We start from the raw sequence: 14,006 nt of genomic DNA, 5'->3' as shown, positions 1-14,006 counted from the left end.
ATCGGCAGCTGGGGCGTCAGCCGATCGGGTTGAGCTGCTCGGGCGTCAGGTCCTCCCGCCACCCCGCGGGAACCTGCTGTGACCAGCCGTTGTAGACGAGCGGGATGGGCAGGACGCCCTGGCCGCCCACACCGGCGTGTGCGACGAGCTCGTCATCGATCGCCGTGTCCGCCGTGCCGTCCAGCACCAGCTGGCCTGCGACCGCGGCGTCGGAGATGTCGCCGTCGCCGTTCGGGTCGACGTCGATCACCTGGACGGCGTTGGAGAACTTGTTGGAGATGTAGGCGTAGTAGCCGCCGCCCTTCTTGGCGCCGAAGTTGGCGCCGTGGCATCCGGCGTTGCAGGGCAGGTCCTTGATCACCTCGTCGGTCCTCGGGTCGATCACCGAGACCGTCTGGGACAGGGTGTTCGCGGCCAGCAGCGCCTTGCCGTCCGGGCTCACCGGGAGCTGGATGGTCAGCCCGCCCCACGGACCGGTGGGACCGGTCTGCGGGTCGTAGTTCTCCCAGAGGTCGATCGTGGAGCTGTGCGCCACCGCGCCGTCGGAGGTGCGGCAGGCGTCCTCGGCCAGCGAGACGCACGAGACGCTCATGCCGAGGAAGTTGGACACGTACGCCTTCTTCGAGTCCGGCGTCATCGAGGTGGCGATCGGGAAGGCGCCGACCGGGTCGTGCTTGATGGTGCCCGACTCCATGTCGATGATCACGGCGTCGTCGGTCAACGTGTTCGGAGCGACGACCGTCTTGCCGTCGTGGCTGGTCCAGTGCGCGTGCGGGTGCGGGGTGATCCCACCGTCCGGGTCGGTGTGGATCCGGCGGGTGACCTCGGTGCCGCCGGGGGCCAGCTCGACGATGTCCGTGCCCGCGTTGATGCCGACCACCAGGTGGTCGGTGTCGGGGCGGGTCATGACGTGCGCCGGGTTGGGCCCGACCTCGACCTGGCGGACGGTCTCACCGGTCTGCAGGTCGAACACGTCGGTCTCGTTGTCGAACCACTCGTTCGCGTACAGGAACCGGTAGTCCTTGTCCGTCCACATGTTGTGGGGGTTGTTCATGTCGATCCCGGGAGCGGCGATCTTCCGGTCGATCGTCCAGCTCTCGACGTCGATCTTCGTGATGGAGCCGTGCTTCTCCTTGCCGGCGAAGTCCTCCATCTGGGTCGCGATCCAGACCTCACCCACGCCCGGCACGTCCGGCTTCTCGTTCAGCGCCGGGAGCGTCCGCGGGTAGCTGAACTTCTGGTCGAAGTAGGCGTCCAGGTTCGGGATCAGGACGGGGTTGCCCGCCCCGTCCCACTGCAGGATCGGCGCCGGCGGCTGGAACGGGTTCCAGGCCACGTCCTCGGTCTCGCTGAACCGCTGCCAGTTGTTCGGGTTGGTGATCACGAAGAACGCGTTCACCAGGCGCTGGATGATGTCGGCGTTCGACGGGACCGCCGCGTCCTGCCCGTTGACCAGCAGCTTCTTGCCGAAGTCGAGGCCCAGCGTGAGCGGATCGTCCACCACGACCGCACCGAGCATGTACGGCGCCACCGAGTCGGCGAACGCGTAGAGGCCCGGCTCGGTCAGCTGGATCGTCTTCTCGCCGAAGAACGCACCCTTGGGGTCGACGTACGGGAAGTCCTCGGCCCCCTCGGGCGCGATGAGCCCGATCGGGTTGCGGATGCCCTCGGACTTGGCCGGGTCGACGTTGAAGGTCACGGTCACCGGCGGGCCGACCACGGCGAACTCCGCGAGCGAGTCGAGCACGCCCTGCAGGTTCACCCAGACCGGGAGGTCGACCAGGTTGACCGGGGCATCGGCGGGCAGCGCCTCGACGATGCCGGCCAGCTCGCCGAGCAGCGACTCGGCCTCGAGGGCGAGCCCGGCGGCCTCCGGCTTCGCCGCGGCGATGCCCTGCACGGCCGACAGGGTCTGCTCCAGGCCCAGCACGTCGCCGAGGCCCAGCAGGCCGCCGGACGGCTCGGGGGCAGCCGCCGGGGCCGGAGCGGGCGCCGCCGCCGGGGCGGGGGTCGGGGTGGCCGAGGCCTCCTCGTCCTCCTCGTCCTCGTCGGCGGTGGCGCTGGGGGTGGCGGAGGTGCTCGGGGCGGCGGGGGTGGACGCCGGAGCGGGCGCCGCGGCCGGCTGGTCGCCGCCGCCGAGCAGGCCGCCGACGATCCCGCCGACGCCGTCGGTCAAACCCTCGACCAGCCCTTCGGCGGCCCCGCCCGACACACCACCGGTGACGCCGTCGACCAGGCCACCCAGGTCCTCGGGCAGCAGGGGGCCGCCGATCCCGGGCACCGCGACGTCCGTGCCGAGCCGGGGCAGCACGGCGATCGCCAGCGAGCTGCTGCCGAACAGGTTCAGCCCCGAGTCGAACCACGCCCCGTTCTTGTCCGTCAGGTCGAACCTGATCGGCACCGGACCGGCGCCGACCGGCTGCTGGGCCGCGGCGGGGCCGGCCGTCGTGGTCGTCGCGCCGACCGCCGCCATCACCGCGACCGCGGCGAGGCGGCGCCGTCTCCTCCCGGTCCCCGATGAATTTTGGGGAGCGATTTTCGACATGTGTTTCCTCTCGTTCCTCCCGCCGTTCGACCGGCGCACCGGAGCCGCAAGCGACTACTTATTGGATACGCGCGGGACGACGGCACACGGAATCACCGCGGCGACCGTTGCAAGAGAATGCGTGGAGCACTCTTCGCGTCACTCCCGGGCCACGGGATGCGCAAATCTTGCACGCAGAACGTAACGCCGGAGTTCGAATGGATGACCCTTCCGTTACATCCCACTAGTCCATACGGAGCACGGTGGTGTGAGCCGGTCGACACTCAGCTTTAACGCCATCCGGCGTAACCCCCGACGGTGATCACTCGTTGGTTCACCCGGCCCACCGCAGCGGCGACGAAAGAACAAGAAAGAATCCGCCCTGCACCGCAGGACGGATTCCGTGAGCGTTGCTGTTCGGTTGTGGCGTCGGTCGGGCTATGCCACGGCGGTCTCCCCCGCCATCGCCCGGCGGGCCAGCGCCCGCACGTCGTAGTCGGCGGCCACGAGCTCGGCCTCGGTCGGCGTGACGCGCTCCAACAGCCGCCGCGCGGCCATGTGGGTGCCCGGGTCGTTGACCGACTCGACCGCGGTCAGCCGCCCGTCCTGCAGGCAGAACACCGAGAACCGCCGATCGTCGCCGCGGATCACCAGCTGGGAGGGTCCCCTGGCCACGCCGACCAGCTGCAGGCGCAGCGAGCCCTGGCTGCTCCAGAACCACGGCAGCGCGAAGAACGGGCGCCGCTCCCCGAGGATGCGCGCGGCCGCGTACCGCCCCTGGTCGGTGGCGTTCTGCACCGACTCGAGCCGCTGCCTGCCGCCGGCGGCGTCGCACACCACCGCGCAGTCGCCGATCGCGGTGATCCGCGGGTCGGACGTGGCGAGCCACCGGTCGACGAGCACGCCGTCGTCGGTGGCGAGGCCGGCCCGCCGGGCCAGCCCGTCCTCCGCGGTGGCCCCGACGCCCAGCACCACGAGGTCCGCGGGCAGGACGCGGCCCGACGCCATCCGCACGCCCGTGACGTGCCCGCCGCTGCCCAGCAGCTCGGTGGCGTGGTCGCCGAACCACAGCCGCGTCCCGTCGGCGCGGTGGTGCGCGGCGACCGCGGCCGATACCGGCGCCGAGACCGCCCTGGCGAGCAACCGGTCGCCCCGCTCGACCACCGTCACGTCGACGCCCCGCTTGCGCGCCGCGCTCGCGACCTCCATGCCGATGAACCCGCCGCCGAGCACGACCACCCGCGCCGCTCGGGCCAGCCCGATCCGCAGGGCGGCCGCGTCGTCGAGGGTGCGGAGCTCGGCGACCCCGCGCAGGGTCCGGCCGGGCAGCTCGATCCGGCGCGGCACGGCGCCCGTCGCGAGCACCAGGTGGTCGTAGCCGACCGACCCCTCGCCCGCGAGGTGCACCTCCTGCGCGGCGCGGTCGATGCCGACCGCCGTCCCGTGGCGCAGGTCGATCCGCTGCTCGGCGAAGAACGCCTCGGAGCGCAGCACGAGCGCGTCCGGGTCACCACCGTCGGCGAGCACCTCCTTCGACAGCGGCGGCCGCTGGTAGGGCAGATGTCGCTCCGCACCGACCAGCGTCACCGGCCCCGGGTACCCACCCGCCCGCAGTGCCGCGGCGGCCTCCACGCCGGCGTGCCCGGCGCCGACCACGACGACGCCGCGCATCTCAGACCTGCTCCGCGGGAACGCGCACGACCAGCTCGGCGCCTTCCTCCATCGGAACGAGCTGGCAACTCAGGCGGCTGTTGGCCAGCCGCGGGGCGGCCGTCCAATCCAGCATTTCGTCCTCGTCGCCCGATGGGGGCGCGAACCGCTCGGTGCTGTGGTCGACGTACACGTGGCACGTCCCGCAGCTCGCAGCACCGCCGCATTCGCCGACGATGCCGCGCACCTGGTTGCGCAACGCCGCCCGCATGAGGTTCGTCGCGACAGCCACCTCGACGGTGTGCTCGGAACCGTCGTCGTATCGATAGGTGACTTTAGGCACGCTCGATCTCCTTCTCGTGGTGACGGCACCCGGTCCACGCAAAAAGCGGTGAACCGACCCTGCCAAACCGCCGTGACCGCGGCGTCGCACACCGTGAAGCCGCCGTAACGAATACCTCCGCCCGCGGCCCTGGTCACCGTGAGCTTATGCGGCTTTCGATCACCGACGCCCGGTCCCGGGATCGGGAATTCCTATCGATCCCCGGTAACAACCGCGAATGGCCGTGTGGGTCGTTTTGTTACGACCCACTCCCGGGAGTGGACCGCGGCGGGTGAGCAGGCCGTCACACGATGTTCACGACGATCATGGATCTCGGTCGTTGGGAAGCATCCGGTCCGGGCCCCCACGCATGAGTCATGCTGGGGGCGTGACGATCGACAACCAGGTGCACCTCATCGGCGCGGACGAGCTGGAGGCGACCGTACGCGCGATCTTCGCCGCGGCCGGGTGCGACGAGGAGGAAGCGGGCCTCATCGCCCGCGAGCTCGTCGGCGCGAACCTCGCCGGCCACGACAGCCACGGTGTCGTGCGCGTCCCGCTCTACGTGGACTGGATGGGCGAGGGCTGGGTCCGCCCGGGGCAGCGGGCCGAGGTCGTCACCGACGGGGGCGCGTTCGTGCTGCTGGACGGCCACCGGGGCTTCGGCCAGACGATCGCCACCCAGGCGGTGGCGCTCGGCGTCGAGCGCGCCACCGCGAACGGCACCTGCATCGTGGCGCTGCGCAACTCGGGGCACGTCGGCCGGGTGGGCGCCTACGCCGAGACCGCGCTCGCCGCGGGCCTGGTCTCGATCCACTTCGTCAACGTCGCCGGCTCGCCGCTCGTGGCCCCGTTCGGGGCCGTGGAGCGACGGTTCTCGACCGCGCCGTTCGCCGTGGGCATCCCGCTGCCGGGCCGCCCGGTCGTGCTGGACTTCGCCACGTCGCTCGTCGCCGAGGGCAAGGTCCAGGTCGCCTCCTACGGCGGGAGGCCGCTGCCGCCGGACGCCCTGATCGGCCCGGACGGAGTGCCGTCGGGCGACCCGCGCCTGCTCTACGGCGACTACGGGCCCACCGACCTGCGCCGCCCCGGCGCCGGGGTGGGCGCCATCCGCGCCTTCGGCGAGCACAAGGGTTCCGGGCTCGCGCTGATGTGCGAGCTGCTCGCGGGCGCCTTCACCGGCGGCGGCTGCGCGGGCCCGCTGGACGGCCCGCGCACGGGCATCGCCAACGGGATGCTGTCGATCTACCTCTCGCCCGCCCACTTCGGCACGCAGGCCGAGTTCGAGCGGATCGCCCGCGAATACCTGGAGTGGGTGCTGGGCGCCCGCCCGATCGCCCCGGCCGCGCCGGTGCTCGCCCCCGGCGACCCGGAGGCGGCCAACCGCGAGGAGCGGCTCGCGAAGGGCATCCCGTTGCCGGTGGACACCTGGGCGGCGATCGTCGCGACGGCGGAGCGGCTCGGCGTCATCCCCTGACGCCTGCGGGCGCGCCGCGGGCCCGCGCTTCCACGGTCGGACCGCGACTCGCCCACACCCAGACCGCGACTCGCCCACACCCAGACCGCGACTCGCCCACACCCAGACCGCGACTCGCCGGTACCGGGAGCGCGACTCGCCCGAAGCTGGCACTCCGGAACGGGGCTTGCGCTCACCCGGACGCGTGGCTACGGTCGCCGCGTCGCCGTCGATGCGTATCGACTCTCCCGACGGAGGGGGTGCCGTGGTCACCAGCCGGGACGTCGCCCGGGTCGCGGGTGTCTCGCAGAGCACCGTCTCCTACGTGATGAGCGGCAGGCGGTCCATCTCCCCCGAGACCCGCAAGCGCGTGCTCGACGCGATGGAGCAGCTCACCTACCAGCCCAATGCGGGCGCCCGGGCGCTCGCGAGCCAGCGCACGCAGGTGATCGGCCTCGTCGTCCGGTTCCGGCCCGGCGCCGACACCACCGGCCTGCTGCCGTTCATCGAGACGATCGCGGGCTGCGCCCGCGCCGAGGACCACGACGTCCTGCTGGTCACGGCCGACGAGGGTTCGGCCGGGCTCACCCGGCTCGCCGGTCGCGCGCTCTGCGACGCGATCGTGATGATGGACATCGAGGCCGAGGACCCCCGCATCCCCGTGGCGGCGACGCTGCGCGTGCCGGTGATCCTCATCGGCGTCCCGAACGACTCCGCGGGGCTGCACTGCGTGGACGTCGACTTCGCCGAGGCGGGCCGGCTCGCCGTCGGCGAGCTGGCCGCCGCGGGGCACGACCGGATCGTGGTGATCGGGCACGCCCCCGAGGTCGTCGCGCGCGACATCAACTTCGTCCGCCGCTTCCAACGCGGGGCCACCGCGGCCGCCGAGGGGCGCGGCATGGCGCTGGAGGTGGTCAGCCCGGTCCAGCCCGACCGGGCGGGCGCCGAGGCGGCGGTGGACCGCGCGCTCGCGCTCGGCGGCGACCGCCCCGGCATCGTCGTGCCGAACTCGCAGGCCGTCCAGCTCGTGGTGCAGGCCCTGCTCGACCGCGGCCGCGTGCCCGGCCGCGACCTCTCGCTCGTCGGTCTGTGCACCGACGCGGTGGCGGAGGCGTGCGCGCCCGCCGTCACCAACGTGTCCCTCGAGCCGCGGGACGTCTCGCGGCGCGCGATGGAGATCCTGTTCCGCCTGCTCGACCGGGAGCAGACGCCGCCCGAGCAGCTCGTCGAGCTGATCCCGCCCCGGCTCACCCGCCGACAGACCACCCTGCCCGCCCCGTAAGCCCAACAGAACAGTCGCGGACCGCCGCGGCCATCCGCACGTCCGCAATCGATACGTATCGATTGAAAGATCGACCGAGAGGACCGGACATGGCTCGACGAGGAGCAGCCCTACGGACCGCCGTCCCCGCGCTGGTCGCGGCCACCGCGCTCGGGCTCACCGCCTGCGGTGGCGGGAGCGCGGGCGGCGGCAGCGGCGAGGTCACCTCGCTGCGGGTGCTCGACTACTACGACAACGACCCCGACCGCGGCGTCTACGAGCGCAAGCTGAACGAGTGCGGCCAGCAGGCGGGCGTGACGATCGAGCGCGAGGCCGTACCCGGCGAGCAGCTGATCCCGCGGGTCCTGCAACAGGCCTCGTCACGGACGCTCCCGGACGTCCTCATGATCGACAACCCGGACCTGCAGCAGATCGCCTCCACCGGCGCGCTGGCCCCGATCAGCCAGTTCGGCCTGTCCGCCGACGGCTACCAGGAGGGCGTCCGCGACGCCTCGACGTTCGAGGGCGAGGTCTACGGACTGCAGCCGGTCACCAACTCGATCGGCCTGTTCTACAACGTCGACATCCTCGACGAGGCCGGCATCACCCCGCCCACGACCTGGGACGAGCTCAAAGCCGCCGCCGCGGCGCTCACCGACGGCGACCGGTACGGGATCGCGTTCTCCGCCGTGGCCGACTACGAGGGCGCCTGGCAGTTCCTGCCGTTCATGTGGACCAACGGCGGCGACGAGACCAACATCGCCACCCCGGAGACCGCCGAGGCGCTGCAGCTGTGGGTGGACCTCGTGAACTCCGGGTCGGCGTCGCGCTCGGTCGTGAACTGGGGCCAGTCGGACGTCCGGGACCAGTTCTCGGCCGGCAACGCCGCCATGATGATCAACGGCCCGTGGCAGTTCCCCGCGCTCGACCAGGTGGAGGGCCTCAACTACGAGGTCGTGCCGATCCCCGTACCGAACCCGGGTGACACCGTGGTGGCCCCGCTCGGCGGCGAGACCTGGACGATCCCGCAGACCGGCGACCCGGCCCGCCAGGCCAAGGCCGCCGAGGTCGTCGCCTGCCTGAACACCGACGAGAACCAGATCGCGCTCGCCACCGAGCGCCAGACCGTGCCCACGAAGACCGCCCTGCGCGAGCGGTTCGTGAGCGAGGTGCCGCGGATGGCGGCGTTCACCGAGATCGTGCAGACCGCCCGCGCCCGCACCGGCAAGCTCGGACCGGAGTGGCCCGCCGCCGCGACCCGCATCTACACCGCGATCCAGACCGCCATCACCGGCGGCGCGCCGCCGCTCGAGGCGCTCCGGCAGGCCCAGAATGGCTGAGCGCGCCACGTCCGCGGTCGCGGGATCGCCCCGCCCCGCGGCCGCCGCGGGCCCGCCGCACCCCGACCGGTCCCCCGCGGGCGGCGCGGCGGCGCGCGCCCGCTCGCGGGGCCCGGCGGGCGGGTGGTGGTCGCCGCGCGGGCGCGAGCGGATGCTGCAGCTGGGGTTCCTCGTCCCGGCCGTGCTCTACCTGGTGCTCTTCTTCGGCTACCCCGTGGTCGAGAACCTCATGATGGGGTTCCAGGAGTACACCACCCGCAGCTTCTACACCGGCGAGGCGCCGTTCGTCGGGTTCGCCAACTACGCCGCCGTGATGTCGTCGGGGCTGTTCGGCACCGCCCTCGCCAACACCGTGCTGTTCACGGTCGGCTCGATCGCCGGCCAGTTCACGATCGGGCTCGCGATCGCGCTGTTCTTCCACCGGCGATTCCCGTTGTCGGGGCTGCTGCGCTCGCTGCTGCTGCTGCCGTGGCTGATCCCGCTGATCGTGTCCAGCGCCGTGTGGCGCTGGATCCTCGACCAGGACAACGGCGTGCTCAACCAGTTCCTCGGCGCGCTGGGGATCGCCGACCACCCGGGCTGGCTCACCAGCACCTCGCTGGCCCTGATCACGGTGATCGGGGTGAACATCTGGCTCGGGATCCCGTTCAACGCCACGATCCTCTACGGCGGCCTGCAGGACATCCCGCAGGAGCTGTACGAGGCGGCCGCGCTGGACGGGGCCACCGGCTGGCGGGCGTTCCGCCACGTCACGTGGCCGCTCCTGCGGCCGGTGGTGAACGTGGTGCTGGTGCTCGGGGTCGTCTACACGATCAAGGTGCTCGACCTCATCCTCGGCCTCACCGGCGGCGGCCCGGCCAACGCGTCGCAGACGATCGCGACGCAGGCCTACCACCTGTCGTTCCGCGAGTTCCGCTTCGGCGAGGGCGCGGCGATGGCCAACGTCCTCATCGTCATCTCGCTGGTGTTCGCCCTCCTCTACCTGCGCGCCAACCGGCGCGCGATGGCCAGGTGAGCCCGATGACCACACGGATCCGCGCGTACGGGAACACCGCGATCGGCGTGCTGATCATCGCCGTGATGCTGTTCCCGCTGTACTGGATGGTCAACGTGTCGCTGCAGCCCACCGGCGGGGCCGTCGCGACGCCCTGGTTCCCGCTCGAGCTGTCGTTCCACGGCTACGCGAGCGCGCTGCGCGACCAGGGCGACAACCTCGTCACGAGCCTCGTCGTGGCGCTCGGCACCGTCGCGTTCAGCCTGCTCGTCGCCACGCCCGCGGCGTACGCGCTCGCGCAGTTCCGGGTGCGCGGGGCCGGGGTGCTGCTGTTCGCGATCCTGATCAGCCAGATGATCCCGGGGATCGTCGTCGCCAACGCCCTCTACAGCGCCTACAGCGACCTCGGGCTGCTCAACTCGATCCCCGGGCTGATCCTCGCCGACGCCACGCACGCCATCCCGTTCGCGATCCTCATCATGCGCGCGTACCTGCTGTCGATCCCGGCCGAGGTCATCGAGGCCGCGCGGGTGGACGGGGCCGGGCAGATCCGCGCGTTCTGTTCGATCGTCGTGCCGATGAGCCGCAACGCGCTGGTGACCGCGGCGCTGTTCACCTTCCTGTTCACGTGGAGCGACTTCCTGTTCGCGCTCACGCTGACCACGACCGAGGACGTGCGGCCGGTGACGCTGGGCCTCTACCAGTACATCGGCGCGTACGGCGTGCCCGACTGGAGCCCGGTGATGGCCACCGCCGTGCTCGCCTCCATCCCGGCGGTCGTGCTGCTCGTCGTGGCCCAACGCTTCGTCGCCGCGGGCGTCGCCAGCGGCGCCGTGAAGTAGAAACCGAAAGGATCCGATCTGTGACTCCCGTCCGCGTGACCGTCTGGGGCGAGAACCGCCACGAGAAGATCGAGGAGCACGTCCGCAAGATCTACCCCGACGGCATGCACAACACGATCGCCGACGGCATCCGCGAGAACCTGGGCGACGGTGCCGTCGTGCGCACGGCCACCCTCGACGACCCCGAGCACGGTCTCACCGAGGAGGCGCTGCAGGACACCGACGTGCTCGTCTGGTGGGGCCACGCCGCACACGACGAGGTGGCCGACGAGGTCGTCGAGCGCGTGCACCGCCACGTCCTGTCCGGCATGGGACTGGTCGTCCTGCACTCCGGGCACTGGTCGAAGATCTTCGTCAAGCTCATGGGCACCACGTGCACCCTGCGCTGGCGCAGCGAGCACGACCGCGAGCTGATCTGGACCGTCGACCCCACCCACCCGATCGCCGAGGGGGTCCCGCACCCCATCGAGATCGCCGAGGACGAGATGTACGGGGAGTTCTTCGACATCCCCGCGCCCGACGAGCTGATCTTCATCAGCACGTTCTCCGGTGGGGAGGCCTTCCGCAGCGGCTGCACGTTCCGCCGCGGCCACGGCAAGATCTTCTACTTCCGCCCCGGCGACCAGGACTACCCGACCTACCACCACAAGGACGTCCGGCGGGTGATCGCCAACGGCGTCAAGTGGGCACGCACGGACCGGCCCGAGCGCAGGCTCCCGGAGCTGCTGCGCTACGAGACCGGCGAGTTCTTCAAGGGCGCGAGCTACACGGGGCCGCTGGGATGACCCTCGCCGACCCCCTGCGCGTCGTGCTCGTCGGCGCGGGCCTCATGGGCCGGGCGTGGCGCGACGTCATCGAGGCCGCGCCGGGCGTGGAGCTGGCCGGGATCGCCGACATCGACCCGGCCACCGCCGAGGCCGCCGCCGAGGCGCTCGCCCGCCCGGTACCCACCGGCACCGACGGCGTCGCGCTCGCGGCGGCCACCGGGGCCCGCGCCATCGTCAACGCCACGGTGCCGGAGGCCCACCACCCGGTCACCACGGCCGCGCTGTTCGCCGGGCTGGACGTCCTGGGCGAGAAGCCGGTCGCGCCGACCGTGGCCGAGGCGCTCTCGCTCGCGGCGGCGTCGGAGGTGACCGGGCGGCTGTTCATGGTCAGCCAGTCGCGGCGGTGGAACCCGCAGCTGTTCGCGCTGCGCGCCATGGCCGAGGACCTCGGCACGCTCGGCGCGCTCACCACGGAGTTCTTCCGCGAGGCCCACTTCGGCGGGTTCCGGGAGGAGATGGACCACCCGCTGCTGGTCGACATGGCCATCCACCCGTTCGACTCGGCCCGGTTCGTGCTCGGGGCCGAGCCGGTGTCGGCCTACTGCGAGGCGCACAACCCGCCCTGGAGCTGGTTCGCGGGCCACGCCTCCGCCACGGCCGTCTTCGAGATGACCGGCGGGGTCCGCTACACCTACACCGGCAGCTGGGTGAGCCCCGGCCGGCAGACGTCGTGGAACGGCGAGTGGCGGCTGTCCGGGGAGAAGGGCTCCGCGCACTGGGACGGCGACAACGACCCGGTGGTCGTCGGCGACGTCGACCCGGCGCCCCGGCCCGCCGCGCCCCACTCCGGCATCGAGGGGGCGCTGCTCGTGTTCACCGACGCGCTGCGCACCGGGGTGCCGCCGATGGGCGAGGTGCACGAGAACGTGCTGAGCCTCGCGATGGTCGAGGCCGCCGTGCGGTCGGCGGACACCGGGCGGCGGGTGCTGATCGACGACGTCCTCGCCGAGGCCCACGCCGAGGCGCTGCGCCGCGAGACGCACCCGGACGTCCGGGACGCGCTGGCCGCCTGGCCGTCGGTGCGGGAGGTCCTGACGGCCCGCCCGTCCTGACCGCCCGGAGGTTCAGGAAAGCCACATCCATGAACGTGGGCTTCGTGAATGTGGCTTTCCTGCAACCCCGGGGTGCCTCGGTTGGGCGGGTGGCCCGGGGACGGGTTTTCCGAAACGGCCCCGCGCGGGCGGGGTCGGGGCCTACCGTCCCGACCATGGACGGACGCGAGTTTCTCGCCGCCTACCAGGACCGCCTCCAGGACGTCCGGGACCGCACGGCCAGGGCCCGGCGGGCGCTGGCCGCCGTCGCGGGCACGGCCACGAGCCGGGACGGGGCGGTCGTCATCACGGTCGACCAGGCGGGCGCCCTGCAGCGGCTGCAGTTCACCGAGCACGCCGAGGTCCTCTCCCGCGCCGAGCTCGCCGCCACCGTGCTCGACACCGCGCGGCGGGCGCGGGCGGAGGCGGCCCGGCAGGCCGAGGCGGCGCTGGTGCCGGTCCTCGGCGAGCGCAGCGAGGCCATGCAGGTGGTGCGCTCCCACCTCACCCCGCCGGAGCGGTGATGGACCGCATCCGGCTCGACGACGCGGTGCTGTCGCGGCACGCGCAGGACCTCGACGCGCTCGCCGCGCGGCTGCGCACCGCCGCGGCCGCGGGCACGCCGCTCGGGCTCGAGGCCTACGGCGTGATCGGGCGGGTGTTCGCGGCGGCGGCCGTCGACGCCACCGCCACCACCTCCCGGTCGGTCGCCGGGTTGGCCGAGGGCGCGCAGGCCATCGGCGACGGCGTGCGGGCCACCGTCCGCGCCTACCAGGAGGCCGAGCGGCGCATCGCGGCGCTGTTCGGCACGGGTCGATGACCGAGCCGAACCCGCTGGTCGCGCAGCCGGTCGACGAGGACGCGCAGCCGTGGGACGACCTGGCGGGCGCCGGGGTCGCGTCGAGCTGGGCGGACCTGCACGCCGCCGCCTCCGCCGACGACGTCGATCCGCTCCAGGTGACCTACGCCGCGGCCGCCGCGGGCCTGGACACCCTCGGCGCGATCACCGACCCGCTCGACTCCCTGCTCACGGCGGGCGTCGGTTGGCTCATCGAGCACGTGTGGTTCCTGCACGAGCCGCTCGACGCGCTCGCGGGCGACCCGGCGCAGATCACCGCCCAGGCCCGCACCTGGCACAACGTCGGCCGCGAGCTCGGCGCGGTCGCGCGCGACCACCGCGCCGCCGCGGCGGCGCTCGGCGCGTGGGAGGGCGCGGCGGGCGACGGCTACCGGGCCGCCGTCGACGGCTTCACGGGCGCCCTGGAGCGGGCGGGTCGCGACGCGGGCACGCTCGCCGACCTCGTCCTCACCACCGGCGCGCAGGTCGGCACCGTGCGCGCGGCCGTCCGGGACGCGATCGCGGGGTTCGTCGCCGACGCGATCAGGACCATCGCCGTGGCGGCCGTCGGGGCGCTGGTCACGGCGGGCGGCGCGCTCGCGGCGGCCACGCTGCGGGTGATCTGGACGGCGCTCGAGCTCGCCGACGACATCCGCCGCACGATCGAGCGGCTGCTGGACGCGATGACCCTCGCCGGCGGCACGGCCGCGCAGCTCAGCGGGGCCGTCCGGCAGACCGCCGCCGCGGTCCGGGCGGCGCGGCCGCTGCTCTCCGACGTCGACGAGGCCGCGGGCGGCCTCCACGCCGACGAGGTGGTCGAGGCGGGCAAGCAGTTCACCGGCGCCGAGCAGCAGCGGCGCGAGTGGGGCGGAGCGGCCTGGGCCCCGACGTGACCCGCGGCGCGGTCCGGCGGCAGGATTG

13 protein-coding genes are annotated in these 14,006 nt (G+C 72.9%); 10 read left to right on the top strand and 3 right to left on the bottom strand.

What is annotated here, in order from left to right; all coding sequences use genetic code 11:
• Positions 1 to 16: 16 nt before the first annotated feature.
• The 3 genes from VKZ81_RS02665 to VKZ81_RS02655 all read right to left on the bottom strand — a co-directional run bounded on the left by VKZ81_RS02665 (position 17) and on the right by VKZ81_RS02655 (position 4,517).
• A complete protein-coding gene (locus tag VKZ81_RS02665) occupies positions 17 to 2,473 on the bottom strand; it encodes a beta-propeller fold lactonase family protein (RefSeq protein ID WP_324239761.1) in 2,457 nt (818 codons plus the stop codon).
• 489 nt (positions 2,474 to 2,962) lie between these two features.
• On the bottom strand, positions 2,963 to 4,195 hold the full coding sequence (locus tag VKZ81_RS02660; protein WP_324239760.1) for an NAD(P)/FAD-dependent oxidoreductase: 1,233 nt from the start codon (positions 4,193 to 4,195) through the stop codon (positions 2,963 to 2,965).
• A gap of 1 nt (position 4,196) precedes the next feature.
• The gene (locus tag VKZ81_RS02655; protein ID WP_324239759.1) at positions 4,197 to 4,517 is read right to left on the bottom strand and encodes a 2Fe-2S iron-sulfur cluster-binding protein; all 321 of its coding nucleotides are present in this window, start codon (positions 4,515 to 4,517) and stop codon (positions 4,197 to 4,199) included.
• 367 nt (positions 4,518 to 4,884) lie between these two features.
• Between VKZ81_RS02655 and VKZ81_RS02650 the strand changes: the two genes are divergently transcribed.
• The 10 genes from VKZ81_RS02650 (at position 4,885) to VKZ81_RS02605 (ending at position 13,978) form a co-directional block, all read left to right on the top strand.
• Entirely contained in the window at positions 4,885 to 5,973 is a 1,089-nt protein-coding gene (locus tag VKZ81_RS02650) for a malate/lactate/ureidoglycolate dehydrogenase (protein WP_324239758.1), read from the top strand.
• Between the two features lie 244 nt (positions 5,974 to 6,217).
• Positions 6,218 to 7,234, top strand: coding sequence for a LacI family DNA-binding transcriptional regulator (locus VKZ81_RS02645; RefSeq protein WP_324239757.1), 1,017 nt, complete (start codon positions 6,218 to 6,220; stop codon positions 7,232 to 7,234).
• An 89-nt stretch (positions 7,235 to 7,323) separates the two neighbouring features.
• Positions 7,324 to 8,553, top strand: a complete 1,230-nt coding sequence (locus VKZ81_RS02640) for a sugar ABC transporter substrate-binding protein (RefSeq protein WP_324239756.1) — start codon at positions 7,324 to 7,326, stop codon at positions 8,551 to 8,553.
• Entirely contained in the window at positions 8,546 to 9,568 is a 1,023-nt protein-coding gene (locus tag VKZ81_RS02635; RefSeq protein ID WP_324239755.1) for a carbohydrate ABC transporter permease, read from the top strand. Before VKZ81_RS02640 ends, VKZ81_RS02635 begins: the two co-directional genes overlap by 8 nt.
• Before the next feature lie 5 nt (positions 9,569 to 9,573).
• Complete coding sequence (locus VKZ81_RS02630) at positions 9,574 to 10,389, top strand: carbohydrate ABC transporter permease (protein WP_324239754.1); 816 nt, start codon at positions 9,574 to 9,576, stop codon at positions 10,387 to 10,389.
• 20 nt (positions 10,390 to 10,409) lie between these two features.
• Positions 10,410 to 11,174 (top strand): ThuA domain-containing protein, encoded by a 765-nt coding sequence (locus VKZ81_RS02625; protein WP_324239753.1) that lies wholly within the window; start codon positions 10,410 to 10,412, stop codon positions 11,172 to 11,174.
• Positions 11,171 to 12,268 carry a Gfo/Idh/MocA family protein gene (locus VKZ81_RS02620; RefSeq protein ID WP_324239752.1) on the top strand — a complete coding sequence of 366 codons (1,098 nt, stop codon included), beginning with the start codon at positions 11,171 to 11,173 and terminating at the stop codon, positions 12,266 to 12,268. The genes VKZ81_RS02625 and VKZ81_RS02620 overlap by 4 nt, the downstream gene beginning before the upstream one ends.
• A 155-nt stretch (positions 12,269 to 12,423) precedes the next feature.
• Complete coding sequence (locus VKZ81_RS02615; RefSeq protein ID WP_324239751.1) at positions 12,424 to 12,771, top strand: YbaB/EbfC family nucleoid-associated protein; 348 nt, start codon at positions 12,424 to 12,426, stop codon at positions 12,769 to 12,771.
• Entirely contained in the window at positions 12,771 to 13,067 is a 297-nt protein-coding gene (locus VKZ81_RS02610; protein WP_324239750.1) for a type VII secretion target, read from the top strand. Before VKZ81_RS02615 ends, VKZ81_RS02610 begins: the two co-directional genes overlap by 1 nt.
• Complete coding sequence (locus VKZ81_RS02605; protein WP_324239749.1) at positions 13,064 to 13,978, top strand: WXG100-like domain-containing protein; 915 nt, start codon at positions 13,064 to 13,066, stop codon at positions 13,976 to 13,978. The genes VKZ81_RS02610 and VKZ81_RS02605 overlap by 4 nt, the downstream gene beginning before the upstream one ends.
• The last annotated feature ends 28 nt before the right edge of the window (positions 13,979 to 14,006 follow it).

The sequence above is a fragment of the Pseudonocardia sp. genome, assembly GCF_035305885.1.
In the GTDB taxonomy this organism is placed as follows: domain Bacteria; phylum Actinomycetota; class Actinomycetes; order Mycobacteriales; family Pseudonocardiaceae; genus Pseudonocardia.
Note: the sequence above shows the minus strand (reverse complement) of the source record. Positions and strands in the feature narration are given on the sequence as shown.

Excerpts from the sequence above, each read along its gene's own strand:
- VKZ81_RS02665 (WP_324239761.1), bottom strand. The coding sequence starts at position 2,473 with ATGGCGGCGGTCGGCGCGACGACCACGACGGCCGGCCCCGCCGCGGCC.
- VKZ81_RS02660 (WP_324239760.1), bottom strand. The coding sequence starts at position 4,195 with ATGCGCGGCGTCGTCGTGGTCGGCGCCGGGCACGCCGGCGTGGAGGCC.
- VKZ81_RS02640 (WP_324239756.1), top strand. The coding sequence starts at position 7,324 with ATGGCTCGACGAGGAGCAGCCCTACGGACCGCCGTCCCCGCGCTGGTC.
- VKZ81_RS02635 (WP_324239755.1), top strand. The coding sequence starts at position 8,546 with ATGGCTGAGCGCGCCACGTCCGCGGTCGCGGGATCGCCCCGCCCCGCG.
- VKZ81_RS02630 (WP_324239754.1), top strand. The coding sequence starts at position 9,574 with ATGACCACACGGATCCGCGCGTACGGGAACACCGCGATCGGCGTGCTG.
- VKZ81_RS02620 (WP_324239752.1), top strand. The coding sequence starts at position 11,171 with ATGACCCTCGCCGACCCCCTGCGCGTCGTGCTCGTCGGCGCGGGCCTC.
- VKZ81_RS02615 (WP_324239751.1), top strand. The coding sequence starts at position 12,424 with ATGGACGGACGCGAGTTTCTCGCCGCCTACCAGGACCGCCTCCAGGAC.
- VKZ81_RS02610 (WP_324239750.1), top strand. The coding sequence starts at position 12,771 with ATGGACCGCATCCGGCTCGACGACGCGGTGCTGTCGCGGCACGCGCAG.
- VKZ81_RS02605 (WP_324239749.1), top strand. The coding sequence starts at position 13,064 with ATGACCGAGCCGAACCCGCTGGTCGCGCAGCCGGTCGACGAGGACGCG.